The sequence below is a fragment of the Streptosporangium sp. NPDC049046 genome (assembly GCF_040649155.1).
GTDB lineage: Bacteria > Actinomycetota > Actinomycetes > Streptosporangiales > Streptosporangiaceae > Streptosporangium.
This window is the reverse complement of record NZ_JBEZEZ010000001.1, coordinates 237,078-261,086: the sequence shown is the minus strand read 5'-3', so window position 1 is coordinate 261,086 and position 24,009 is coordinate 237,078. Positions and strand designations below refer to the sequence as shown.

20 protein-coding genes are annotated in these 24,009 nt (G+C 71.6%); 13 read left to right on the top strand and 7 right to left on the bottom strand.

The features are described 5' to 3' along the window. Positions 1-494 precede the first annotated feature (494 nt). Genes AB0B96_RS01055 through AB0B96_RS01015 form a run of 9 tightly spaced genes read left to right on the top strand, consistent with a single transcriptional unit; the run spans position 495 to position 7,933 of the window. The gene (locus AB0B96_RS01055) at positions 495-977 is read left to right on the top strand and encodes a SchA/CurD-like domain-containing protein (protein WP_362895444.1); all 483 of its coding nucleotides are present in this window, start codon (positions 495-497) and stop codon (positions 975-977) included. Further along, positions 974-1,720, top strand: a complete 747-nt coding sequence (locus AB0B96_RS01050; protein WP_350948122.1) for an SDR family oxidoreductase — start codon at positions 974-976, stop codon at positions 1,718-1,720. Before AB0B96_RS01055 ends, AB0B96_RS01050 begins: the two co-directional genes overlap by 4 nt. Beyond that, positions 1,717-2,241, top strand: a complete 525-nt coding sequence (locus AB0B96_RS01045; protein WP_362895442.1) for an antibiotic biosynthesis monooxygenase family protein — start codon at positions 1,717-1,719, stop codon at positions 2,239-2,241. Before AB0B96_RS01050 ends, AB0B96_RS01045 begins: the two co-directional genes overlap by 4 nt. Next, a complete protein-coding gene (locus AB0B96_RS01040; protein ID WP_362895440.1) occupies positions 2,238-3,458 on the top strand; it encodes an FAD-dependent monooxygenase in 1,221 nt (406 codons plus the stop codon). Before AB0B96_RS01045 ends, AB0B96_RS01040 begins: the two co-directional genes overlap by 4 nt. After that, positions 3,455-4,360 (top strand): SAM-dependent methyltransferase, encoded by a 906-nt coding sequence (locus AB0B96_RS01035; protein ID WP_362895438.1) that lies wholly within the window; start codon positions 3,455-3,457, stop codon positions 4,358-4,360. The genes AB0B96_RS01040 and AB0B96_RS01035 overlap by 4 nt, the downstream gene beginning before the upstream one ends. Beyond that, positions 4,344-4,589, top strand: coding sequence for an acyl carrier protein (locus AB0B96_RS01030; RefSeq protein ID WP_350948126.1), 246 nt, complete (start codon positions 4,344-4,346; stop codon positions 4,587-4,589). Before AB0B96_RS01035 ends, AB0B96_RS01030 begins: the two co-directional genes overlap by 17 nt. Positions 4,590-4,620: 31 nt before the next feature. Beyond that, complete coding sequence (locus AB0B96_RS01025) at positions 4,621-5,457, top strand: cupin domain-containing protein (RefSeq protein WP_362895435.1); 837 nt, start codon at positions 4,621-4,623, stop codon at positions 5,455-5,457. Next, positions 5,454-6,716 (top strand): beta-ketoacyl-[acyl-carrier-protein] synthase family protein, encoded by a 1,263-nt coding sequence (locus AB0B96_RS01020; protein ID WP_362895433.1) that lies wholly within the window; start codon positions 5,454-5,456, stop codon positions 6,714-6,716. The genes AB0B96_RS01025 and AB0B96_RS01020 overlap by 4 nt, the downstream gene beginning before the upstream one ends. Further along, a complete protein-coding gene (locus AB0B96_RS01015; protein WP_362895431.1) occupies positions 6,713-7,933 on the top strand; it encodes a beta-ketoacyl synthase N-terminal-like domain-containing protein in 1,221 nt (406 codons plus the stop codon). The genes AB0B96_RS01020 and AB0B96_RS01015 overlap by 4 nt, the downstream gene beginning before the upstream one ends. Positions 7,934-7,992: 59 nt before the next feature. On the opposite strand, the gene AB0B96_RS01010 is transcribed toward AB0B96_RS01015, so the two are convergent. Further along, on the bottom strand, positions 7,993-8,166 hold the full coding sequence (locus AB0B96_RS01010; RefSeq protein ID WP_362895429.1) for a hypothetical protein: 174 nt from the start codon (positions 8,164-8,166) through the stop codon (positions 7,993-7,995). Between the two features lie 159 nt (positions 8,167-8,325). Then, the gene (locus tag AB0B96_RS01005) at positions 8,326-10,509 is read right to left on the bottom strand and encodes an MMPL family transporter (protein ID WP_362895427.1); all 2,184 of its coding nucleotides are present in this window, start codon (positions 10,507-10,509) and stop codon (positions 8,326-8,328) included. A 121-nt stretch (positions 10,510-10,630) separates the two neighbouring features. Between AB0B96_RS01005 and AB0B96_RS01000 the strand changes: the two genes are divergently transcribed. Together AB0B96_RS01000 and AB0B96_RS00995 are read left to right on the top strand one after the other, a co-directional pair. After that, positions 10,631-11,317 carry a response regulator transcription factor gene (locus tag AB0B96_RS01000; protein ID WP_362895425.1) on the top strand — a complete coding sequence of 229 codons (687 nt, stop codon included), beginning with the start codon at positions 10,631-10,633 and terminating at the stop codon, positions 11,315-11,317. Then, positions 11,317-12,465, top strand: a complete 1,149-nt coding sequence (locus AB0B96_RS00995) for a HAMP domain-containing sensor histidine kinase (RefSeq protein ID WP_362895423.1) — start codon at positions 11,317-11,319, stop codon at positions 12,463-12,465. Before AB0B96_RS01000 ends, AB0B96_RS00995 begins: the two co-directional genes overlap by 1 nt. Here the strand turns inward: AB0B96_RS00995 and AB0B96_RS00990 are convergent. The 5 genes from AB0B96_RS00990 to AB0B96_RS00970 are packed head-to-tail and all read right to left on the bottom strand — an operon-like array spanning position 12,434 to position 18,976. Continuing rightward, positions 12,434-12,745 carry an AzlD domain-containing protein gene (locus AB0B96_RS00990; protein WP_362895421.1) on the bottom strand — a complete coding sequence of 104 codons (312 nt, stop codon included), beginning with the start codon at positions 12,743-12,745 and terminating at the stop codon, positions 12,434-12,436. The two genes, AB0B96_RS00995 and AB0B96_RS00990, sit on opposite strands and share 32 nt — an antisense overlap. Next, entirely contained in the window at positions 12,742-13,422 is a 681-nt protein-coding gene (locus AB0B96_RS00985) for an AzlC family ABC transporter permease (RefSeq protein WP_362895419.1), read from the bottom strand. Before AB0B96_RS00985 ends, AB0B96_RS00990 begins: the two co-directional genes overlap by 4 nt. 22 nt (positions 13,423-13,444) lie before the next feature. Beyond that, complete coding sequence (locus AB0B96_RS00980) at positions 13,445-14,278, bottom strand: AraC family transcriptional regulator (protein ID WP_362895417.1); 834 nt, start codon at positions 14,276-14,278, stop codon at positions 13,445-13,447. Continuing rightward, a complete protein-coding gene (locus AB0B96_RS00975) occupies positions 14,275-16,230 on the bottom strand; it encodes a protein kinase (RefSeq protein ID WP_362895414.1) in 1,956 nt (651 codons plus the stop codon). The genes AB0B96_RS00980 and AB0B96_RS00975 overlap by 4 nt, the downstream gene beginning before the upstream one ends. 46 nt (positions 16,231-16,276) lie before the next feature. Beyond that, entirely contained in the window at positions 16,277-18,976 is a 2,700-nt protein-coding gene (locus AB0B96_RS00970) for a protein kinase (RefSeq protein WP_362895410.1), read from the bottom strand. Positions 18,977-19,305: 329 nt separating this feature from the next. Between AB0B96_RS00970 and AB0B96_RS00965 the strand changes: the two genes are divergently transcribed. Continuing rightward, positions 19,306-20,253, top strand: coding sequence for a chorismate mutase (locus tag AB0B96_RS00965; protein WP_362895406.1), 948 nt, complete (start codon positions 19,306-19,308; stop codon positions 20,251-20,253). A 234-nt stretch (positions 20,254-20,487) separates the two neighbouring features. Next, complete coding sequence (dnaE, locus tag AB0B96_RS00960; RefSeq protein WP_350948139.1) at positions 20,488-24,009, top strand: DNA polymerase III subunit alpha; 3,522 nt, start codon at positions 20,488-20,490, stop codon at positions 24,007-24,009.

Sequence of the window (24,009 nt, the reverse complement as noted above, 5' to 3'; positions counted from 1 at the left end):
TGATATGCGGGTAAAGTGGCGTGAATCGTGACAACGAGGCATTGTGGTGATGATGTTTTGAATTAAAAGGCGAGGCGGTTTAAGTGCTGGGCGCAATGGCACCATCGCCTCCGCGCCTCTCGCCTCCGCGCCCCTCACCCCTCGATCCCCACGCCCGTGTCCTGGACCTCGGTGTCTCCGTCTCCTCGCTCCGACCTCTGTCGATGCCCTGGCCCTCCCGGTCTCCCGCGCCTTCATACTCCCGTGCCCCGGCCCTGTGCCCTCGGCCCCGTGTCCCCGATTCCGTAGCCAGGGTGCCCGTCCCGTGCTCCCGGGCTCGCACCGGAGGCCGGGAGACACCGCGGTGAGGGGACGCCTGCTCCCACCCATGGCGGAGAGGACCCCACCGAGGGGGGACCGACGGGTTCGGTCACGTGGTGGAAGACAGTCGGGCCCGCCGCGAACAGGCTGGTTCCAGAAGGCGGCGGACGGCTGCCACCGGCCAAGGGAGACCGATGCGGCGCTACGCGATCACTTTCCAGATCAGGCCCGGCACGGAGGCGGCGGTGCGGAAACTCCTGTCGGAGTACGCTCCCCCGGATTGGGAGACCTCCGACGGGACGCGTCTGCTCAGTACGTCGATCTTCATGCACGGCACCACGGTCGTCCGTGTCATCGAGATCGACGGCGATCTGCCGAGTGTGATGGCCCACCTGTCCAGGCAGCCGGGCATTCAGCGACTGGAACGCGAGCTGGACGCCTACCTCGTGGTCCCGCGCGACATGAGCGACCCGCGGGGAGTGCGCGCCTTCTTCGCGTCGGCGCTCATGGACCACGTGACCACCCGCGTCGCCGGGCCGGCCAGGAGCGAGCCTGTCCAGGCAGAGCCCGTACAGGCAGAGGCCGTCCAGGTTGAGGCGGTACGAGGGGAAGCGGGCAGAGCTGAGCCGGCTGAGCCCTTCCGAGCTGATCCGGTTCGAGTGGAGCCGGTTCGATGAGCGCCCCGGCCTTCCTGATCACCGGGGCGACCGGGCAGCTCGCCGAGTCCGTGATCGAGCTGCTCGGCGGCCGGGGCGACCGGCTGCTGCTCACCGGCCGTGACAAGGACCGCCTCGACGGGCTGCGGCGACGGCACGGGGTCGTCGGACGGATCGAGACGCTGGCCACGGACGTCTCCGATCCCGAAGGCGCCCGTCTCGCCGCCGAGGAGGCGATCAGGCGTTTCGGCCGCCTCGACGGGCTGGTCCACCTGGTCGGCGGCTTCCGGGCGGGACCGCTCTTCCTGACGGACATCGGGGTCTACGAGCGGATGCTGCGCGACAACTTCCTGTCGGCGGTGATCGCCACCCAGGCGGTTCTGCCGTACCTGGGCGAGGGGGCGCGGCTGGTCTACTTCAGCACCCCGCTCGCCGGTGAGCCGCTGCCCGCGCTGTCGGCCTACACCGCCGCGAAGGCTGCCCTGGTCGCCTGGGTCCGTTCCATCGCGCACGAGGTGAAGCGGAGCGGCATCCATGCCAACACGGTCGTCATGACCGTGGCGGACACACCGGACAAGCGCCGGGAACGGCCCGGGATGAACTTCGACCACACCGTCACCCCCGAGCTGGTCGCCAGGGTCGTGGGGTTCCTCACCTGCGAGGAGTCGGACGGCCTGTACGGCAGCTGCGTCCCGGTGCTGGGCCGGTTCGAGTTCACCTCCGAGCTGGGCGGACCGCCGCCCGGTGCGGGAGGTCCCCGATGAGGGCCAGGATCGTCTTCTTGATCAGGGTGCCCGACGAGCGGCGAGAGGACTTCCTGGCCGCCTACGAGAAGATCCGTTACCAGGTGTCCGCAGGTGTCCCCGGCCACCTGAGGGACCAGGTCTGCCAGTCGGCCACCGACCCCGAGCAGTGGCTCATCACCAGTGAGTGGCGCGAACTGGCCGACTTCCTCACCTGGGAGGCGACCGAGGAACACCGCGAACTCGTCGGGCCCATGCGCGAGTGCATGACCGAGGCCCGTTCCCTGCGCTTTCTGATCCGCGAGGAGACGGGGGCGGCCTTACCGTCTCCCGAGGGGATGGCGGCCGTACCGCTTCCCGAGGGGACGGCGGCGGCCGTACCGCTCTCGGAGGGGACGGAGGACGGCCATGCCGTCCCCGGAGGGGCACCGCCTGCCGGGGGGACGGCGGTGGCCGTGTCACTCCCTGAGGAGGCGGCCGTGCCGTCCGCGGGGAAGGCGGGGGCCGTCGTGGCCGCCGCCGTCGCGCGGGAGCCGTCGTGAGGGTTGCCGTCGTCGGGGGCGGCATCGGCGGGCTGAGCGCGGCGCTGGCGCTGCGGGCCGCGGGAGCCGAGGTCACCGTGTACGAACGCGTCATCGAACCGTGTGCCGCGCGGGCGGGACACGGCCTGGTGCTCTGGCACAACGCCGTACTGGCACTGCGCGCGCTCGGTGTGGGGCCCGAGGTCGAAAAGATCGGTCACGAGCTTCACCGGCATCGCTTTCGGGACGCGCGTGGCAGAAGGATCGCGGAGTGGTCGATGGCGCGCATGGCGGGGCGCCTCGGCGCCCCCGTCTACGGCGTCGGCCGCCCCCACCTGCACGCGCTCCTCGCCGACCGGGTGGGGGACGACCTCGTGACCGGCTTCCGGTTCACCGGTTTCACCGCGACCGGGGACGGCGTCGTCGTCCGGTTCGGCGAGGGCCGCGAGGAGCGGGCGGACCTGCTCGTCGGCGCGGACGGGCTGCGCTCGGCCGTACGTGCCGCACTGCTCCCCGGCGACCCTCCGCCCCGATACGCCGGGTTCACCGCCTTCCAGGGGGTGATCAGGCTGCCCGGCTCCGGGATGCCCGAGCACACCTTCCTCAGCACGTGGGGCCGAGGCCGGTGGTTCGTCTGCTACCGGCTCTCCGACGACCACGTCTACTGGGACGGGGTGCTGGGCGACCGGGTCGCGCCGCGGCTCGGCGAGAGCCCTCTCGGCCTGCTGGCCGCGGAGTTCGACGGCTGGCCCGACCCGATTCCCGGCCTGATCGCCGCCACCGGGGCCGACGACGTCACCCCGGTGCACGTCTTCGACCGTCCTCCGCTGCGGCGCTGGAGCCACGGCCGGGTGACGCTGCTGGGGGACGCGGCTCATCCGATGACGTTCAACCTCGGCCAGGGGGCCGGACAGGCGATCGAGGACGCGCTCGTCCTGGGCGAGGAGCTCGCGGGCGGCGACGTTCCGGCGGCACTCGCCGCCTACGAGGCCCGCAGGGTGGAACGCACCACCCGGATGGTCCGGCGGTCGCGGGCCAACGGCGAGCTCACCCGCTGGCGACACCCGATCGCCTGCGCGGCACGCGACGCGTTCATGCGCCTGACGTTCGACCGGCTGGTGTACCGCGAGACGTACCGGCTCACCATGGCCGTCGACTTCACCGGAGACGCGGGCGCCATCGGAGCCGGGAGGTCCGCCGGCGACGGAGACCTCACGGCGGAGGGGAGTGAGACGTGACCAGACTCGCGGGGGAGCCCGGACTGCCCACGGGCGTGAGCCGCACCGCGGTGGTGATCACCCAGGCGCGGGAGGCGGAGAGCGCGCGGCCCGACCGGCTCTTCGACGATCCGCTCGCGGGCCCGCTCGCCGACGCGGCCGGGCGGATCACCGGGATCAGCGAGGCGGGCCGGCACGCGGCCGAGCACTTCGTCCTGCGCACCCGCTTCTTCGACGACCGGCTGCGCGAGGCCGCGGAGGCGGGCCTGCGGCAGGTGGCCCTGCTCGCCGCGGGCCTGGACACCCGCGCCTTCCGGCTGAAATGGCCAGAAGGCACCCGCCTGTTCGAGGTCGACCTGCCGGACCTGATCTCCTTCAAGGAGAAGGCGCTCGCCGACCAGGGGGCCCGGTCCGCCTGCGATCGCGCGGTCGTCCCCGCCGACCTGCGCGAGGACTGGCCGTCGGCGCTGCTGTCCGCGGGCCTCGATCCGGACGCGCCGACCGCCTGGCTGATCGAGGGCGTGCTGATGTACCTCACGCCTGACGAGGCGGGGCGTGTGCTCGGCCGGGTCTCCGAGCTGTCGCCCCCCGGGAGCAGGCTCGCCGTCGAGCACGTCAACAAGGCGTACGCCGAACTGCCGCAGATGCGGCCCGCGATGGGCAGGCTCGCCTCCACCCGGGCCGCCTGGCGGTCGGCCGTCGAAGACCCGTCCGCCTGGCTGGCCCGGTACGGGTGGCGTGCCACGGTGACCCACCAGGCCGACCTCGCCCGGGCGCTGGGCCGTCCCGTCCCGGTGATGGCGGATCCCCGGACGGTCGGCTCGGCCCGGATCTGGCTGGTGGACGCCCTGCGAGACGAAGTGCGAGACGAAGAAGGACACCGACCGACGACAGGAGCCGATGACGATGCCGTTCACCGATGAGAACGTACGCGAACTGCTGCTCTGTGTGGGCCTGGACCCCGCGGCCGGGGACGAGGCCCTGGAACTCACCTTCGACGCGCTGGACCTCGACTCCCTGGCCAGGGTGGAGATCGCCACCCGCATCCAGGACAGGTTCGGCGTGGACGTGGAGGAGGAGCTGACGGCCCAGACCACACCGTCCCTGATGAGAGAACTCGTGACCGAGCGGCTGGCGGCGACCGGCGCCTGACCGGTGTCTTCTGAGGAGGCGAACGCACATCATGATCGGACACACCGACAACACGATCGAGATCGACGCTCCCATCGGATTCGTCTGGGACCTGACGAACGACGTCCGGGCCTGGCCGGAGCTCTTCTCCGAGTACGCCAAGGTGGAGGTCCTCACCGAGTCGGACGACTCGGTGACCTTCCGGCTCACCATGCACCCCGACGAGCTGGACCGCGTCTGGTCCTGGGTGTCGGAGCGCTCCTGGGACCGCGACACCTGGACGGTGAGAGCGCGCCGGGTGGAGACCGGGCCGTTCGAGTTCATGAACATCACCTGGGTCTACGAGGAGCTCGGCCCCGACCGTACCCGCATGCGCTGGGTGCAGGACTTCCACATGAGGCCCGAGGCGCCGGTCGACACCCAGGAGATGACCGGCCGGATCAACGCCGGCTCCGCGGTCCAGATGTCGTTGATCAAGGAGAAGGTGGAGAGACGCCGCCGGCGCGTCGTGGGGTTTCACGACGTGCCGTCCAACACCAGGCGCGGCGGCGACCTGCGCACCCTGGTCTCCCCGGCGACCTGCGGTTCCTCGTCGGGCTTCTGCGGGGCCGTGCGCCTGGCGCCCGGCGAGGGCGTCAGCGAGCACTACCACCCCTACTCCGAGGAGTACGTGTTCGTCGCGACCGGGACGCTCAGGGTGGACCTCGACGGTGAGCCGCTCACCGTCGGCGCCGAGCAGGCGCTGCTCATCCCCCGCGAGGTGAGGCACCGCCTCACCAACGTCGGCGACGACGACGCGCTCGTGGTCTTCCAGCTCAGCCCGCTCGCCCCGAGGCCCGAACTCGGGCACGTGGACACCGAGCCCTGTCCGGAGGCGGTGGGAAGGTGAGACGGGTCGTCGTCACCGGCATCGGGGTGATCGCCCCGGGCGGGGTGGGCCGGGAGCGGTTCTGGAACCGGATCGTGGACGGCAGGCCGGCCGTCCGCCGGGTCACCGCCTTCGACCCGTCCCCGTTCCGCTCCCAGATCGCGGCCGAGGTCGACTTCGACCCGGCCGCCCACGGTCTCACCGCGCGTGAGGTCCGGCGCATGGACCGCTTCGTCCAGTTCGCCGTCGCCTGCGCCGACGAGGCGGTGGTCGACTCCGGCCTCGACCTCGGTGCGGCCGATCCCGAGCGGGCCGGGGTGAGCCTCGGCTCGGCGGTCGGGGCCACCATCACCCTGGAGGAGGAGTACGTGGTCGCGAGCGACCGCGGCAAGGACTGGGAGGTGGATCACCGCCACCTGAAGCCGTTCGTTCACCAGGCGCTGGTGCCCTCCAGCGCGGCGGCCGAGCTGGCGGTCCGGTTCGGCCTGAACGGCCCGGCCGCCGTCGTCTCGACCGGCTGCACCTCCGGCATCGACGCCATCGGCAGGGCGTACCGGCTCGTCCAGGACGGCGAGGCGGACATGATGCTCGCGGGGGCGTCGGACGCGCCGATCTCCCCGATCACCGTGGCGTGCTTCGACGCCATCCGCGCGACCAGCCCGGACAACGCCGAACCGGAGACGGCCTCGCGGCCCTTCGACGCCGGGCGGAAGGGCTTCGTCCTCGGTGAGGGCGCGGCGGTGCTGGTGGTGGAGGAGCTGGAGCACGCCCGGCGGCGCGGTGCCCGGGTGTACTGCGAGATCACCGGCTACGCCGCGCGGGCCAACGGCTTCCACATGACCGGGCTGCGGCCCGACGGCCTGGAACTGGGCAGGGCGATCGGCCACGCGCTCGACCAGGCGAGGCTCAACCCCGAGGACATCGGCTACGTCAATGCCCACGGGTCGGGGACCAGGCAGAACGACCGGCACGAGACGGCCGCCTACAAACGGAGTCTCGGCGAGCACGCCCGGCGGGTGCCGATCAGCTCGATCAAGTCGGTGATCGGCCACTCGCTCGGTGCGATCGGCTCGATCGAGATGGCGGCCTGCGCCCTGGTCCTGCAGCGGGGCGTGATCCCGCCCACGGCCAACCTGACCGTCCCCGACCCCGAGTGCGACCTGGACTACACGCCCCTGGTCGCGCGGGAGGTGACCGCCGGGCACGCGCTCTCCGCGGGCAGCGGCTTCGGCGGGTTCCAGTCCGCGATGATCTTCTCTGAGCCGGGGGCGGTCCGATGAGCGACCGCAGGGCGGTGATCACCGGGCTCGGCGTGGTCGCCCCGACGGGTGTCGGCGCGGCCGGGCACTGGAAGGGGTCCCTGTCCGGGCGGAGCCGGATCGGCCCGGTGACGTCGTTCGACGCCTCGGGGTCGCCGGTCAGGCTGGCGGGGGAGGTCACCGGTTTCGACGAGCGCGAGTTCGTCGACAGCAAGCTGCTGGTGCAGACCGACCGGTGGACCTGGTTCGCCCTCGCCGCCACCCGGCTCGCCCTGGCCGACGCCGCCCTCGACCCCGCCAAAGAGGATCCGTTCGACCTGTCGGTGGTGACCGCCGCCGCCTCGGGAGGAAACGCCTTCGGTCAGCGGGAGATCCAGGCGCTGTGGCGGAAGGGGCCACGAGCGGTGAGCGCCTACCAGTCCATCGGCTGGTTCTACGCCGCGAGCACCGGCCAGCTGTCCATCGCTCACCGGCTCAAGGGCGCCTGCGGGGTGCTGGTCGCGGACGCGGCGGGGGCGATCGACGCGCTCGCCGAGGCGGCACGGCTGATCCGCGCGGGTACCGAGGTCGTCGTGACCGGGGGCACCGAGGCGCCGCTGTCGCCGTACGCGCTCGCCTGCCAGGCCGGTGAGGCGACGGTGAACCGCTCGGCCGACCCCGCCGCGGCCTACCGGCCCTTCGCGCCCGACGCGGCCGGGCATGTTCCCGGCGAGGGAGGCGCGATCCTCATCGTGGAGGACCGGCACAGCGCCTTGGGCCGGGGCGCCCCGACCGTCTACGCCGAGATCGCCGGGACCGCCTCCACCCACGACGCCCACCACGTGAGCGACCCGGCCCCCGACCACCGTCAGTACGCCAGGGCGATGCGCGAGGCGATCGCCCGTGCCGGGCTCGGCGTGGACGACGTCGGCGTGGTCTTCGCGGACGGGGCGGGAGACGTGGTCAGGGACTCCCTTGAGGTGGCGGCGCTGCGGGAGGTGTTCGGGGATCGTCGCGTGCCGGTGACGGTGCCCAAGACGATGACCGGCCGCCTGTGCTCAGGCGGTGCGGCCCTCGACCTCGCCTGGGCGGCTATGACGCTGACCGAAGGGGTGATCCCGCCGACCGTCGGCACCGTCGCCCCCGAGGGCGTGGACCTGGTCACCGAGCCCAGGGGGGTGGAAGGGCTCTCGTCCGCGCTGGTCGTGGCCCGAGGCTCCGGCGGCTTCAACTCCGCGGCGGTGCTGACCGCTGTCTGACGGCTCGGGACGAACCCTCCCCGAGGCCCGTGAAAGGGAAGCGTGGACGGCCACCGGCTTCACAGCCGGTGGCCGTTTCGTTGTCCGGTGACCCCGGCCCTGGCCCCGGTCTTGGCCCTGGTCCCGGCCCCGGTCCTGGCCCCGGCCCCGGCCTTGGCCTTGGTCCCGGTCCCGGCCTCGGCCTCGGCCTCGGCCTCGGCCGACCCTCGTCCGGCGCGAGTCCGGAACGGCATGCCCGGCGGCCTCGATCCGCGGCTCTTGGGACGGTGGTCCGGTGCCCCCCGGCCCCGGCCGACTCTCACTCTCCCCCGGTCGACCCGCTCCCGGGCCCTCACCCCGGACCTGCGGCCCCCGGACCATCGGTCCGGGGGCCGCAGGTCCGGAGGCGGGTCCTAGACAGGCTCCGGGATTCGGGTGGGCTCGGGGTTCTCCCACCTCAACGGCGAGGGCTCCACCCGCAGGATCCGAGCGGCCCAGACGGGCAGCCACCAGTTCCACCGGCCCATCATCGCGACCACGGCCGGGACCAGGACGCCGCGGATGAGGGTGGCGTCCAGGAAGACGCCGAGGGCCAGACCGCTCGCGAACACCTTCACGTCCAGCTCGGGGGTCATGGCGAGCGCCGCGAAGGAGACGAACAGGATCAGCGCCGCCGAGGTGACCAGCCGGCCGGTGCGGCCCACCCCCTCGATCACCGCCTGCTCCGTGCTGCCGGACCTGTCGTACTCCTCGCGCATCCTGGCCAGGATGAACACCTCGTAGTCCATGCTCAGGCCGTACAGGAAGGCGAAGATGACGAGCGGCACGAACTCGCCGATCGAGCCGGTCGGCTGGATGTCCAGCAGCTCCCTGGTTCCCCAGCCGAACTGCCACAGCACCACCATCGCGCCGATCACCGCGCCCAGCGAGAGCAGGTTGAGCGCGATCGCCTTCAGCGGCAGCAGCAGCGAGCGGAACGCCCGCGCCAGCATGACGAAGGTGACCAGCGCGATCAGGCCGAGCATCCAGGGGAACGCCCCGTAGGCGTGCTCCTGGAAGTCCATGCTCTGCGCCGCGTTGCCGCCGACGCGCGCGGTGACCGGCACCGCCTCGCGCACCCGGGCGATGGTCGCCTCGCCGGCCTCGGTGCCGTTCTCCGAGATCGGAAGCACGGTGATGACGGCGGTGCCCTCGCGGCGCCAGGACGGGTCGTCGGGGGCGAGCACCGTGGACACGCCCTCCACGTTCCTGATCCGTTCGGCGGCCTGGGCGGGGTCGCCGCTCACCAGGACGTCGAACGGGGTGATCGAGCCCGCGGGGACGCCCGCCTGGCGCAGCGCGGAGAGTCCTTCGGCACCGGGGCCGGTGGTCAGCAGGTTCCCGCTCGCGGGCAGGCCGAGGTTGACGCTCAACGCGGTCACCGTCAGCGCCGTCAGCAACCCGCCGGTGAGCAGGGCGGCGAGCAGGCGCATCCGCACCACGCCGCGGGCCCACGCCGACCAGGCCCGTCCGGCTCGCGCCTCGCGCTGGAAGGGAGCCCCGTCCCGGCCCGCGCGGGTGCGCCTGCGGTCGAGTCGCCGGCCGGTCAGGGCGAGCAGTACCGGCAGCACGGTGAGTGTGGTGGCCACGCTCGTCGCCGCGATGATCATCCCGGCGAGGCCGAGGCTGCGCAGGAACGGCACCGGCAGCACCACCATGGTCACCAGGCCGACCGCGACCGCCGCGCCGCTGAACAGCACCGCCCGTCCCGCGCCCGCCATGGCCCGGTGCACGGCCTCGTCGCCGCGGTGCCCGTTCGCCCGCTCCTCACGCCAGCGGGCCACCAGCAGCAGCGAGTAGTCGATCGCGATGCCCAGGCCGAGCAGGGGCATCGTGGTGAGGGCCACGTCGTGCACGGTCGTCACCAGCGTGAGCAGCAGGATCACGACGAACGACAGGAAGATGGACAGGACCGAGATGAGGAGCGGTACGAAGGCGAGTGCCGAGCGGAACACCAGCAGCAGGACCACCACCGCGGCGAGCACTCCGACACCGATCTTGGTGGGCACGTCCACCCCGCCCGCGTCCACGCTCGGCGCGAGGGCGTCCAGGCCCGTCACGTGCACGCTCGTGCCCGCCGGCAGCACCGGGGTCATCGCCTTGACGATGACCGGGCTCTCGTCCGGTGTCTCCCCGAGGCCCCCGCCCGGAGGGCTGCCGTCGGAGTAGGTGCCGGGGAAGACGAGTCCGAACGTGGTCCGGCCGTCGGTGCCGATCAGCCGGGGATCGCCGGTGCTCGCGTAGGAGACCACGCGGGCCTTGGGCAGTTCGGCGGAGACGGCGGCGAAGGCGCGGCCGAGGATCTCCCTGTTGTCTTCGGCCCGCATTCCCTCAGGAAGCACGACAACTGGAACAAATGGCCGCTGATAGCCACCATTCCCATAGATTCTGACTATTTCCTGGTTGGCCTCGAAGGCGGGCATTCCGGGATGCGAATATTCCTCGGAGAGCCGCTGGATCGCGATCGGCGTCGCGCCCAGGCCCACCAGGAATCCCAGCACGGTCAGCAGGGCGACCAGTCCCTTGCGCCGCAGTACGAAAACCGAGATTCTCTCCATGGCCTCCAGTGCAACAAAATGATCTTCAATGGTTGTGTGCCCGCCCTTAGAGCGGCATGTGAATCACTCTTCACAGAGTTTTCTATGGTCTTTTCAAGATCTTCCGAGTGAAACTTGTCGGGTGAACCGAATACTGGTCGTAGACGACGAGCCCTACCTCGCCGACCTCGTCGCAACCGCGCTTCGCTACGAGGGGTTCGAGACGGCGATCGCGGGGACGGGGGCCGCGGCGGTGTCGCTGGCCGAGACCTTCGGTCCCGACCTGATCGTCCTGGACGTGATGCTGCCCGACGTGCTCGGCACCGAGGTCTGCCACCGGATCAGGTCGAAGGGCTCCGAGGTGCCCGTGGTCTTCCTCACCGCCCTCGACGCCACAGAGGACAAGATCGGCGGGCTCACCGTGGGAGGTGACGACTACGTCACCAAACCGTTCAGCCTGGAGGAGCTGATCGCGAGGATCCGCGCCGTGCTGCGCAGGACCAGGCGGGCCGGCGCCGAGGAGGGCAGGGTGACCTTCGCCGACCTTGTCATCGAGGAGGACGCCCACGAGGTGTGGCGCGACGGCCGGCGCGTCGACCTCACCCCGACGGAGTTCAAGCTGCTGCGCTTCCTGGCGGCCAACGCCGGCAAGGTCGTCTCCAAACGGCAGATCCTCGACTACGTGTGGGAGTACGACTTCGGCGGGAACGACGGGGTCGTGCAGACCTACATCAGCTACCTGCGCCGCAAGGTCGACGCGTCGCATCCTCCGCTCATCCACACCGTGCCCAGGGTGGGATACGTCCTGCGCCTGCCGAGGGAGGACTGATGTCGCTGCGGACCCGCCTCGTGCTCACCGTCGTGGGCCTGGTCGCGCTCGCGCTCGGGATGGCGGCGGGGGCGACGTTCGGCGCGCTGCAGGACTGGCGTGGTCACGGCGGCGCCAGGCTGCTCGTCCTGCCCACCCCCGAGGCGCTCATGGCCGCCTCCGACGAGCTGGTCAAACGCGTCGCCCTCGTCATGATCGGCTCCTCGGCGTTCGCGCTCGTCTGCCTGACCCTGCTCGCCACCCACCTGATCCGCCGGGGGCTGCGCCCGCTGGACCGCATCGTCGAGACCGCGGCGGCGATCGGCGAAGGCAACCTGGATCGCCGCATCGAGGCGGCGCCCATCACCGGGGAGGTGGGCCGCCTCGGCCACGCGCTCAACCAGATGCTCGCCCAGATCGAGGAGGCGTTCCGCGAGAGGGAGGCGTCGGAGGACCGGCTGCGCCGCTTCGTCGCCGACGCCTCCCACGAGCTGCGCACCCCGATCGCCTCCATCCGCGGTTACGCCGAGCTGTTCCGGCGCGGCGCGGACACCCGGCCGGAGGACCTGGCCAAGGCGATGCGCAGGATCGAGGCCGAGGCGACCCGGATGGGCTCCCTGGTCGACGAGATGCTGCTGCTGGCCCGTCTCGACCAGGGCCGCCCTCTGGAGCGCGTCCCGGTGGAGCTCACCGAGCTCGCCGCCGACGCGGTCGCCGACACCCTCGCCATCGAACCGCTCAGGCCGCTCTCACTGGAGTGCGAGGGCCGTGTCGAGGTGCCGGGCGACGCCGCCAGGATCCGCCAGATCGTCGGTAACCTACTGGCCAACGTGCTCAACCACACCCCCGAGGGGACGGCGGCGGTCGTCAGGATCCGGACGGACGACGAGTACGCCGTGGTCGAGGTGGCCGACGAGGGACCCGGCCTCACCGAGGAGCAGGGCGCCCTGGTCTTCGAGCGTTTCCACCGGGCCGGTCATCCCCGCGACGGCGCCCGCCAGGGGGGCGCGGGCCTCGGGCTCTCCATCGTCGCCGCCGTCGCCGCCGCGCACGGTGGCGACGCCACGGTGACCTCCCGCCCCGGCGCCGGCGCCACCTTCCGGGTACGGTTCCCGCGCGGCACGGACGACCTCGACCTCAGCTTAGGACGTGGCGCAGCGCGGCGGTGACGAGGGCGGCCGCGGCGAGGACCACCAGGAACGGGGCGCGCAGCAGCAGCGCCACGACGGCGGCGCACATCCCCGCGGTGCGCGGCCAGTCGAGATGCAGCGCCTGCCCCTCGCCGAAGGTCTGCACCGCGATCAACGCCGCCAGCAGGGCCACCGGGACGAGCGTCGCGAAACGCTGCACCCCCGGGTGGTCGAGGACTCGGCGCGGTGCCGACAGCCCGGCGAGCTTGAGCGCGTAACAGGCGGCGCAGGTGATGACGACGGCCCACCAGATGGTCACTTGGGTCTCCTCAGGATCACCGCGAGCACGGCCACGGACGAGAGCAGCACGGGCACGCCCGGCGGGGTGAAAGGGGTCGCGGCCAGCGCGACCGCCGCGCCGCCGCACGCGATCAGGCGCAGCGCGCGGGCCTCGGCGCCGCTCCCGGTGAGCCGGGGCCACAAAATGGCGAGGAAGGCCGCGGGACCGACGACGTCCAGGCCGAACGCCGAGGGGTCGGCCACCCACGAGGTGCCCAGCGCGCCGAGGAGGGTGGTGGCGTTCCAGGTCAGGTAGAGACTGACGAAGGTGACGAAGAACGCCGTCCTGGCCGACTCCTCGTCCGGCTGGGCGAGGGCGACCGCCGTCGTCTCGTCGATCACTCCCTGGGCCGTCAGCGGCCTGCGCCATCCCCGGACGCCGAGCACCCCGGCCATGCGCAGGCCGTACAGGCTGTTGCGGGCGCCGAGCAGCATCGCACCGGCCGTGCCCGCGACCAGGTTGCCGCCGCCCGCGACGACGCCGACCAGGGCGAACTGCGAGGCGCCGGTGAAGGCGAACAGGCTCAGCACGCACGCCTGCGCGACGCTGAGCCCTGCGGTGACCGCCGCGGCGCCGAAGGCCACCCCTGACAGTCCGACGGCGATCCCCACGCCCAGTCCGTCCCTGATCGCGGAGGAACGAGTGGTTGTTTCCATGGGAGGCGAGCCTAGGTTCGGGTCACGTTCCGGTCTTGTACGTTCCTGCGCGCTGGTACGCGGCCGGTGGCACGCCCACCGTCCGCTTGAAATGCCTGCTCAGGTGGGCCTGGTCGGTGAATCCCACGTCCCCGGCGACCTGGGCGGGAGGTGTGCCCGCCTGGAGCAGCCGCCGGGCCCGGATGATCCTCAGCGTGTTCAGATAGGCGTGCGGAGGCAGTCCCGTCGCGGCCTTGAAAGCCCGGATCAGGGCGAAGGGCCCGGTGCCCACCGCCCGCGCCAGGTCCTCGATCGTGGGCGGATCGACGAGCCGCTCGTGCAGGATCTCCCGGGCCCGGCGCACCGCCGGGTCGTCGTTCCAGCGCGGCGCCTCCGGAGGGCGGCGGGAGGCGTGGTGGCTGAGCAGGGCGGCGAAGGCCGTGCGGGCCAGCGTCGAGGAGGCGAGGTCGTCACCACCCTCCGCGGCGTCGTGCGCGGCCCGCAGCAGCGCGACGGTGGGCCGGTGGTAGGTGACGGTCTCGGGGAAGCAGGGGGTGCCGTGCCCGGCCATCAGCTCTGCGGCGATCCCGGAGACGAACTCGACCGAGGGATACAGCACCCGGTAGGACCAGCCGTCGGGGACGCCCGCGTGGCCGTCATGCACCTCATCGGGGTTGAGCATGCTCAGGCTGCCCGGCCCCACGCGGTGGACGGTGCCCCGGTAGGCGAACTCCTCCACCCCGGACAGCACCAGCGCGATCGCGTAGCTCTCGTGCGCGTGCGGCGGGAAGCGGTGGGTCACGTACCTGGCCTTGAGGAGGTCCACCCCGGGCAGGGCCGGGGTGCGCCAGAAGCGCGCGCTCTCCGGGCCGCTCATGGCCGGAAGGTGTTGGTGAACGCGGCGAAGAGCGATCCGGACCGCCTGGCGTCCGGGCTCTCCCAGTAGATCGCGTACGGTTTGCCGTCGCGGGTGCGAAAACCCCGGTCCAGGACGCGGGTGCGGACCCCGTTCTTGAGGTAGGTGAACTCCCAGTCGGCGGCCGGCACCCCCTGGTACGTCAGTGCGGTGATACTGACCCGCCGGTAGCCCGGCCAGACGTTCTCGGCGACCCCGGCCCGCTCCACCTTCTCCCAGTGCCTCTCCGGGTCCTTCTCCGGGTCCTCGGTCGACTCGATCCACAGGAAGCTGTCGCTCGCGCCGGGGGCACGGAACTCCACCCGGTCACGGCCGGAGAACCGCTTGACCTGCCAGCTTCCGGGCACCGCGATGGAGAAGCCCATCGGGTCGCGGTGCAGCCGCCAGCCCGAGGGGATGATCCTGGACGGACGCGGCGTCGCCGTCGGGGTCGCATCCCGGGTGGGGGTCGCCTCGGGCGACGCGGCGGGGGTGGGGTCGGTGATCGGGGCCGTGACGCCGGCCCGGCCGCCCGTGTCGACCGGGGTACCGGGATTCCTCAGGACCAGCCACGCGCCGACCCCGACCGTCACCGCGAGCGCGGGCACCCCGGCCAGGAGGGCCAGGCGTCGCGCCCCGGTCCGCCGCGCGGGCGCGGCCCCCGTGTCGGTGGGCTGCTCCCGCCTCGTCCAGGGCTCCGAGCCGTACGCCCGCTGCTCGGGACGCGCGTGCCGAGGCTGCTCGGGGTGTGTGTATGAGGACTGGTCGGGGTGTGTGTACGGCTCGGAGGGCACGGACGAGGAGTGGCCGGGATGTGTGTAGGGCTGCGCGTACGGCGGCTGCTCGGGCCGGGTGTGGGCCACCGGGGGGCGGGACTGTTCGGGGTGAGGGCTCCCCGCCGGGTACGGGGAATGCTCGGGGTGGGTGCGGGCCACCGGGGGGAAGTGCTCGGGTGGCGGGGGCGCGGACGGGTGGCGAGGCTGCCCGGAACCGCCAGGGGAATTCCCGTACGTCGGCCGCCACGCGTCCTGAAGCGGTGACGGGCCGGTGCGCGGCGGGTCGGTCTGGAAACCGGGCGAACCGTACGCCCGCTGCCCGGAGTGCGGCCCGGGGGAGGCCGGGGAGCCGGGGGAGGCGGCGCGGCCGAGCAGGGCCTCGGCCTGGTCGGGGACCATCCGGGCGGCGGGATCCCTGGCCAGGAGGCCGAGGATCGCCGCCGACAGGGGGCCGGAATGGCTCATGGGACTCGGTTCGCCGTGCAGGACCGCCATCATGGTGGCGGCGGCCGTGGCCCGCTCGAAGGGTGGGCGGCCCTCCAGCGCGGCGTACAGCGTCGCCCCCAGCGACCACAGGTCCGACTCGGGGGTGGCGGGCATCCCGTGCAGCCGCTCGGGAGGCAGGAAGGCGGGGGTGCCGACCATCGCGCCCGTACGGGTGATGCCGGTCTCCTGCGTCATGGAGGCGATGCCGAAATCGGTCAGCACCACCCGGCCGTCGTCGGCGAGCAGCACGTTCTCGGGCTTGACGTCGCGGTGCAGCACCCCCGCGGCGTGCGCGGCCCGCAGCGCGCCCAGCACGTGCAGCCCGACCGAGGCGACCCGCTCCGGAGGGAGCGGGCCGCCCGAACGGACGATCTCACCCAGCGACCGGGACCGGACCAGCTGCATGACGATCCAGGGCCGCCCGTCCTCCTCGACCACGTCGTGCACGATGATCACGGAGGGGTGGTCGAGGCGCCCCGCGGTCCTCGCCTCGCGGATGGTCCGCCGGTTCAGGTCGGTGCGCGCGGCCTCGTCGACCCCCCGGTAGCGGACCTCCTTGACGGCCACCACCCGGTCGAGGAGCTCGTCGTGGGCACGCCAGACGATGCCCATGCCGCCCTCGCCGATGTGTTCGAGCAGCCTGTAGCGGCCCGCCACCCTGCTTTCCGCCATCCCCCGCCCTCCCAGAATCACTCACCGCAGGCGGTGGGGCTCCCGCTCACTTTTTGGAGGAGAAGGTCGCGGTGAACCCCTCGAAGAGGTGCATGTTCTTCTTCCAGTCCTTGGCCAGGGTATGCCAGTAAATCGCGTACCCCCGGCCGCCCTTGGTGACGAACCCCCTGTTGATCACACGAGCCTTGCCCGAGTTGGTGTTCCAGGTGAACTCCCAGTCGGCGGCCTTCACCATGTACTTGACGTTCGCGATCCGGATCCGGTCGTAGCCGGGGAAGTTGCCCCGGACGGCCCCCTCCTGGCTCTCCCAGTCCTTCTTCGGATCGGGACCCGCCTTGTCGACGTACTCGACGAAGACGAAACTCGTCCGGTCGGGGCCGCGGAACCACACCTGCCGACCGGGCCGCTTCTCCACCGCCCATCCCTTGGGCAGGCCGATCGAGAAGCCGTTGCCGTCCTTGTGCATCCGCCAGCCGGAGGGAAGGGGGGACTTCTTCTCCTTCTTGGTGGGGCTCGGGCTGGAGGAGGGGGACGTCGAAGGATCTTCGGACGGCGACGTCTCAGGACTCGGCGAGCCCTCAGGGGTCGTCTCGGCGCCGCCGCTGGGGGCCTCCGACGCGCTGGACGCGCTCGGATCGACCGGCTTGGCCTGCGGGGTCTCGTCGCCGTCGCCACTGCGCAGACCGAGCCAGCCGGCGATCCCGCCGACGATCAGCAGCGCGGGCACGAGCACGAGCAGCCCTCGCTTCACCGGGGAGACGCCGGAACTGCGGGAGATGAGTGTGTCGCCCCCGTCGCCATGGCCCCCGTAGGCAGCGGGCTCCTCTCGCGGAGCGGGCTCGGCCTTGGAGGCGGAGGCGGGCATCTGTTCGGTGCCGGGCCCGCGCCCCACTGGCGGGAAGGGGTTGGGGCGCGAGACGGGTTTGCGGCCCTCGGCTCCCGGCTCCGCGACCGGCGGGGCGCCCTCGCGGCTCACCTCGGGGCCGGTGGACCTGCTCCCGGCGGGGAGGTCGGGCTCGGAGGGGGCCGTGCCCGGTTTCGTCTCGCGTACCCGCGTGACATCGGCCCCGGGCTTGGGGGTGGGTTCGGTTTTCTGGCCGATGGTGGGTCTCGGCTTGGGAGCGAACCTGGCCAGGATCGGAGGCGCGGCCTCGTCGGCCGCCGCGGACGCCGGGGCGGGTTCGGTCTTCTGCGTCGGTTCGGGCCCGGGGGTGGGTTCGGTCTTCGCGCCGACGGCGGGCTTCGGCTTGGGAGCGAACCTGGCCAGGATCGGGGGCGCGGCCTCGTCGGCAGGTGTGGCCCCGGTGACAGGCGCGGAGGGCGGGGCGGGTTCGGGCCCGGGGGTGGGTTCGGTCTTCGCGCCGACGGGGGGCTTCGGTTTCGGGGCGAACCTGGCCAGGATCGGGGGCGCACCCTCGGACGCGGCCTCGGCGGCGGAGGACACCGGGGGAGCGGGGATGGCCTTGCCGGTGGGACGCTTCGCCTTCGAGTCCGCTCCCGCCTCGGGAGCCCGCGCACCCGCTCCGGCGTCCGGGCCGGGGGAGTCCGCAGCGGCCTCGGCGGCCTGCCCGCCCCGCGCGGTCTTCTTCGGCGCCGCCTTCGCCTTCTCCGCGGAACCGGCCGCCGGAGCGGACGGGGGAACGTCGGGGGCGGGGGTGGGCGTCGGCCGTACGGCTTCTGCGGGCGTCCCGGCGGGGGTCTTGGGGTTCTTGGCCGGGTTCTTGGACGGAGGCTTCCGCGGCTCCTCGCCGCGCGCGGGCGGGGCGGACGCCTCCTCCTTGGCACCCGAGGGTTCCGAGGGTACGGAGTCCAGCTTGGCGCCCGTCTCGGGGACGGCACCCGGCTGGAAGCGGGCCCCGGGATCGGTGTCGTCCCCCGCGTTCACGGCCGGCATGACGGCGGTCCTGGGAGGCCGGACCCGGTCGCCCTCAGCCACCCGGCGCAGCAGCCGCTCGGCCTCCTTGTAGGGCATGCGCAGCGCCGGATCCTTGCGGAGCAGCCCTTCCAGGACGGGGGCGAGCGGCCCGGCGTGCACCGGAGGCTCGGGCTCGTCGTTCAGGATCGCGTGCATGGTCGGCAGCGCCCCGCCCCTGTCGTGCGGCGGCTTGCCCTCGACGGCGGCGTACAGGGTCGCGCCGAGCGACCACAGGTCGGACTCGCGCTGCGCGGCGCCGCCCTTGATGCGCTCCGGCGGGATGAACGCGGGCGTGCCCGCGATGCCGGTCATGGTGAGGGCGGTCTCGGCCTCGAGCGTGGCGATGCCGAAGTCGGTCAGCACCACCCGGCCGTCGTCGGCGAGCAGCACGTTCTCCGGCTTGACGTCGCGGTGCAGCACTCCCTGGGCGTGGGCGGCGCGCAACGCCTCGAGCAGCTTGAGACCGATCTCCGCGACCCGTCGAGGCGGCAGCGGCCCGTCCTGGCGCATCACCTTGCCGAGGGAACGAGACTCCACCAGCTGCATGACGATCCAGGGACGCCCGTCCTCCTCGACGACGTCGTGGACGACGACCACGTTCGGGTGCGTCAGACGCCCTGCGGCGCGAGCCTCGCGCTTGGTGCGCCGGTTGAAGTCCTCCTGGTTGTCCTCGCCGAGCATGTCGGCGTAGCGGACCTCCTTGATCGCGACCTCACGGTCGAGGAGCTCGTCGTGGGCCCGCCACACGATGCCCATGCCACCTCGGCCGATGGCTTCGAGCAGCTGGTATCGGGAGGCGACTCGCCGTCCCGCGGGCTGTGCTTCGGCCATCAACCGGCTACCTCCTTCTGAACCCCCGAATACTCTCATAGCCCAGTAAAGTGATCGACTCACACGCCGCAGAAAAGTCCACGCCTTGAGATGCGCTGTCCAGTACGTGGCGGATGCCGGGAAGATGACCTAAGGTTGAGGCCATGACCTGCCACTTCGCGTTCATCGCGTCGGCTCAGGAGAGCCGGCCGTGACAGTCGGGAACTAGCGGCCGGCCGGAGCCGGCACGAGGCGGGGACATGAGGTCTCTGCCTCTTTCTCTTTCAGAAGTCCCTTCTCGAACGGCCGCCGGCTCGCGGGACGCGCGTCGGCCGAACCAGGGGAGCCTCATGTCGTCCACCGCACAGCGCGCCGCGCACACGGAACGCGCAACGGTACGGCTGGGCACGCTCACGGTGGGCGCGGGGCCGGCCGTGGTGATCGGCGGACCGGGCGCGGACGCCCGCTGGATCAGCCTGCGGGACCACCGCGGGGGAGTCTCCGCCCACGGGGCGGAGGAGTCCGTGGCCCGCGCCCAGGGGGCGGGGCCCGTCCTGGTGGAGCCCTCCTGCGAGGGAGATCTTCCGCTGATCGCCGAGAGGGCCGACGGCACGGTGGTCGGCGCGGCCTGGATGCGGGACTCCGGGCTGGTGCGCGCCACCGCCGGGCTCGGCCTGCCGATGCTTCTCCAGCGCGACCCCTCCGCGACGCTGGAGGAGTGGCTGGAGGTCGCCGGTCACTGCGCGGCCGAGGGCAACGAAGGGATCGTGCTCTGCGAGGGCGGCCGTGGCCCCCTGGGCGTCGCCGCTCCCGACCTGGCCCTGATGCGCACCGCGCGTGAGAGGTCGGGGCGTCCCGTCCTGGCCGGTCTCGGCACCGACCCCGTGCTGGCCGCCGCCGCGATCGCCGCGGGTGCCGACGGACTCCTTCTGGACCCCTCCGCGAGCGATCGGGACGCGCTGGCGGCGCACGAGGCCGTGAAGATCGTCGGAGCCCTCATCCGCAGGGAGAGCCCCGACTCGGTGCCCGCCGCCCGCGAGGCCATCGACCGTGTCGACGCCGCCCTCGCCGTCCTCCTGGAGCGCCGCGCCGAACTGGCCGGGACCATCCAGCGCCTCAAGCCCGTCGGAGGTTTCGCCGGTCGCGACCCCGACCGCGAGCGCCGCCTGGTCGCCGAGATGGCCCGCCGTGCCCCCGTACTGGGCGAGACCAGGCTCGCCCCCATCATGAACGCCGTGATCGAGGCGGGCCTCCACCTCGCCGAGGAGCGCCGGGCCGCGCCTCGCGACCGAAGGTGAGAAGAACGCCGACGACCCGGGTGCCTCGGCCGCTCCGAGGCGCGGTGAAAGACTGAGGCGCGGTGAAGGACTGAGGCGCCGCGAAAGACCGGGGCGCCGCGAAGGATCGGGGTGCCCCGGGAGGGCCGGGGCGTCGGGAGGAGAGACGACTCAAAGCGCATGAGTCACTTCCGGAACTCGGATTTGGATACGCTTTCCCCGCCGACGGTGCGACTAGGGGGAGGACGGGGCCGCATGTCAGACTCGTTTGTGCATCTGCACGTTCACACGGAATACTCCATGCTGGATGGGGCCGCCCGTTTGAAGCAGATGTTCAAACAGGTCGGCGATCTGGGCATGCCCGCCATCGCGATCACCGACCACGGCAACATGCACGGGGCCTACGACTTCTACAAGCAGGCGACCGGGGCCGGGATCAAGCCGATCATCGGCATCGAGGCCTACGTCGCCCCCGCCTCCCGGCACCAGAAGAAGCCGGTGCTGTGGGGCGAGCCGCACCAGAAGCGCGACGACGTCTCCGCGGGTGGTTACTACACCCACATGACCATCTGGGCGAAGAACGCCAGGGGCCTGAGCAACCTGATGAAGCTCTCCTCGCGCGCCTACACCGAGGGATTCGTCCGTAAGTGGGCCCGGATGGACGCCGAGATCCTCGCCGAGCACGCCGAGGGCCTGATGGCCACCACCGGCTGCCCGTCGGGCGAGGTGCAGACCCGCCTGCGCCTGGGCCAGTACGACGAGGCGGTCGCGGCGGCGGCGAGGTTCCAGGACCTGTTCGGCAAGGACAACTACTACCTGGAGATCATGGACCACGGGCTCGACATCGAGCGCCGGGTCCGCGACGGCCTGACCCGCATCTCGCGTGAGCTGGACATCCCGCCGCTGGTCACCAACGACTCCCACTACACCTACGAGTCCGACGCGACCTCGCACGACGCGCTCCTGTGCATCCAGACCGGCAAGCAGCTGTCCGACCCCGACCGCTTCCGCTTCGACGGCAGCGGTTACTACATCAAGAACGCCGACGAGATGCGCGCCGTCGACTCCTCGGACCTGTGGGCCGAGGGCTGCCGCAACACCCTGCTGGTCGCCGAGAAGGTCGACCCGAGCGGCATGTTCGGTTTCAAGAACCTGATGCCCACCTTCCCGCTGCCCGAGGGGGAGACCGAGGAGAGCTGGTTCCGCAAGGAGATCTGGTCGGGCATGGAGCGGCGCTTCCCCGAGGGCGTCGACGAGGAGCACCGCGCGCAGATCGAGTTCGAGATGAACGTCATCCTGCAGATGGGGTTCCCCTCCTACTTCCTCGTGGTCGCCGACTTCATCATGTGGGCCAAGAACAACGGCATCCGCGTCGGCCCCGGGCGAGGCTCGGCCGCGGGTTCGCTGGCCGCGTACGCGCTGGGCATCACCGACCTCGACCCGCTGCCGCACGGGCTGATCTTCGAGCGATTTCTCAACCCCGACCGTGTCTCCATGCCCGATGTCGACATCGACTTCGACGAGCGCAGGCGCGGCGACGTGATCCGCTACGTGACGGAGAAGTACGGTGCCGACAAGGTCGCCATGATCGCCACCTTCGGCACCATCAAGGCGAAGGCCGCCATCAAGGACGCGGCCCGCGTCCTCGGGCATCCGTACGCGCTGGGCGACAAGGTCTCCAAGGCGTTCCCGCCCGCGGTGATGGGCAAGGACATCCCGCTGTCTGGCATCTTCGACTCCAGCCACCCGCGCTACAACGAGGCCGGTGAGCTGCGCAGGCTGTACGAGGAGGACGTCGACGTCAAGTCGGCGATGGACCTGGGCAGGGGCCTGGAGGGCCTGATCCGGCAGACCGGCGTGCACGCCGCCGGGGTCATCATGTCGGCGGAGGTGCTGACCGACTACATCCCGATCATGCGCCGCGACTCCGACGGTGTGATCATCACGCAGTTCGACTACCCGACCTGCGAGACGCTCGGCCTGCTGAAGATGGACTTCCTGGGCCTGCGCAACCTCACGATCATCGACGACTGCCTGAAGATGATCGAGGCCAACACCGGCGAGGCCATCGACCTGCTCAAGCTGCCGCTGGACGACCGCAAGACGTACGAGCTGCTCGGCAGGGGCGACACCCTGGGGGTGTTCCAGCTGGACGGCGGCGGCATGCGGTCGCTGCTGCGGCTGATGAAGCCCGACAACTTCGAGGACATCTCCGCCGTCGGCGCCCTGTACCGGCCGGGTCCGATGGGCGCCAACTCCCACACCAACTACGCGCTGCGCAAGAACGGCCAGCAGGACATCGTCCCGATCCACCCGGAGTTCGAGGAGTCGCTGCAGGAGATCCTCGGCACGACGTACGGCCTGATCGTCTACCAGGAGCAGGTCATGGCCATCGCGCAGAAGGTCGCCGGGTTCTCGCTCGGCAAGGCCGACCTGCTGCGCCGGGCGATGGGCAAGAAGAAGAAGGCCGAGCTGGACAAGCAGTTCGAGTCGTTCGAGCAGGGCATGAAGGACAACGGCTACTCCGCGGCCGCGATCAAGACGCTCTGGGACATCCTGCTGCCCTTCTCCGACTACGCCTTCAACAAGGCGCACAGCGCCGCCTACGGCCTGGTCTCCTACTGGACCGCCTACCTCAAGGCCAACTACCCGGCCGAGTACATGGCGGGGCTGCTCACCTCGGTCAAGGACGACAAGGACAAGTCGGCCCTCTACCTCAACGAGTGCCGTCGCATGGGCATCAAGGTGCTGCCGCCGGACGTCAACGACTCCGACTTCGACTTCACCCCGCGTGGCACCGACGTCCGGTTCGGCCTGTCGGCGATCCGTAACGTCGGAGGCAACGTGGTCGACGGGATCATCGCCGCACGCCGGGAGAAGAGCCGTTTCGCCGACTTCAAGGACTTTCTGCGCAAGGTCCCCATGGTGGTCTGCAACAAGCGGGTCATCGAGTCGCTGATCAAGGCCGGCGCCTTCGACTCCTTCGGGCACGTGCGCAAGGGCCTGGTGATGGTCCACGAGCAGGCCGTCGACAGCATCATCGGGATCAAGAAGAACGAGGCCCAGGGGCAGGACTCCCTGTTCGGCGCCATCGAGGGCGCCGAGGACCAGACCTTCGACGTGCAGATCCCGCTGGGGGAGTGGGACAAGAACACCCTGCTGCAGTTCGAACGGGAGATGCTCGGCCTGTACGTCTCCGACCACCCGCTCTTCGGCGTGGAGCACATCCTCGCCTCCGGGGCCGACTGCTCGATCGCCTCGCTGCAGGACGAGCACCGGCCGGACGGTCAGGTCGTCACCGTCGGCGGTATCCTGAGCGGCCTGCAGCGCAAGGTCACCAAGAAGGGCGACACCTGGGTCCTCACCCAGCTGGAGGACCTGGAGGGCGCCATCGAGGTGATGATCTTCCCCTCGGCGTACCAGCTCTGCGCGACGGTGCTCGCCGAGGACGCGATCGTGTTCGTCAAGGGGCGCCTGGACAAGCGTGAGGACGTCGGGAAGATCATCGCCATGGAGGTGACGGCTCCCGACCTGACCCGCGAGGCCGGTGGCCCGCTGGCCGTCAGTCTCGCCCTGGCCCGCTGCACCCCGCCGGTGGTCGGCCGCCTCAAGGAGGTGCTGACCGCGCACCCCGGCACCACCGAGGTGCATCTGCAGGTCCACAACGGCCCGAAGACCACCATCGTGCGCCTCGACGACCGCCTGCGGGTGTCGCCGTCCCCGGCCCTGATGGGCGACCTGAAGCAACTGCTCGGCCCCGCCTGCCTGGGGGCCTGA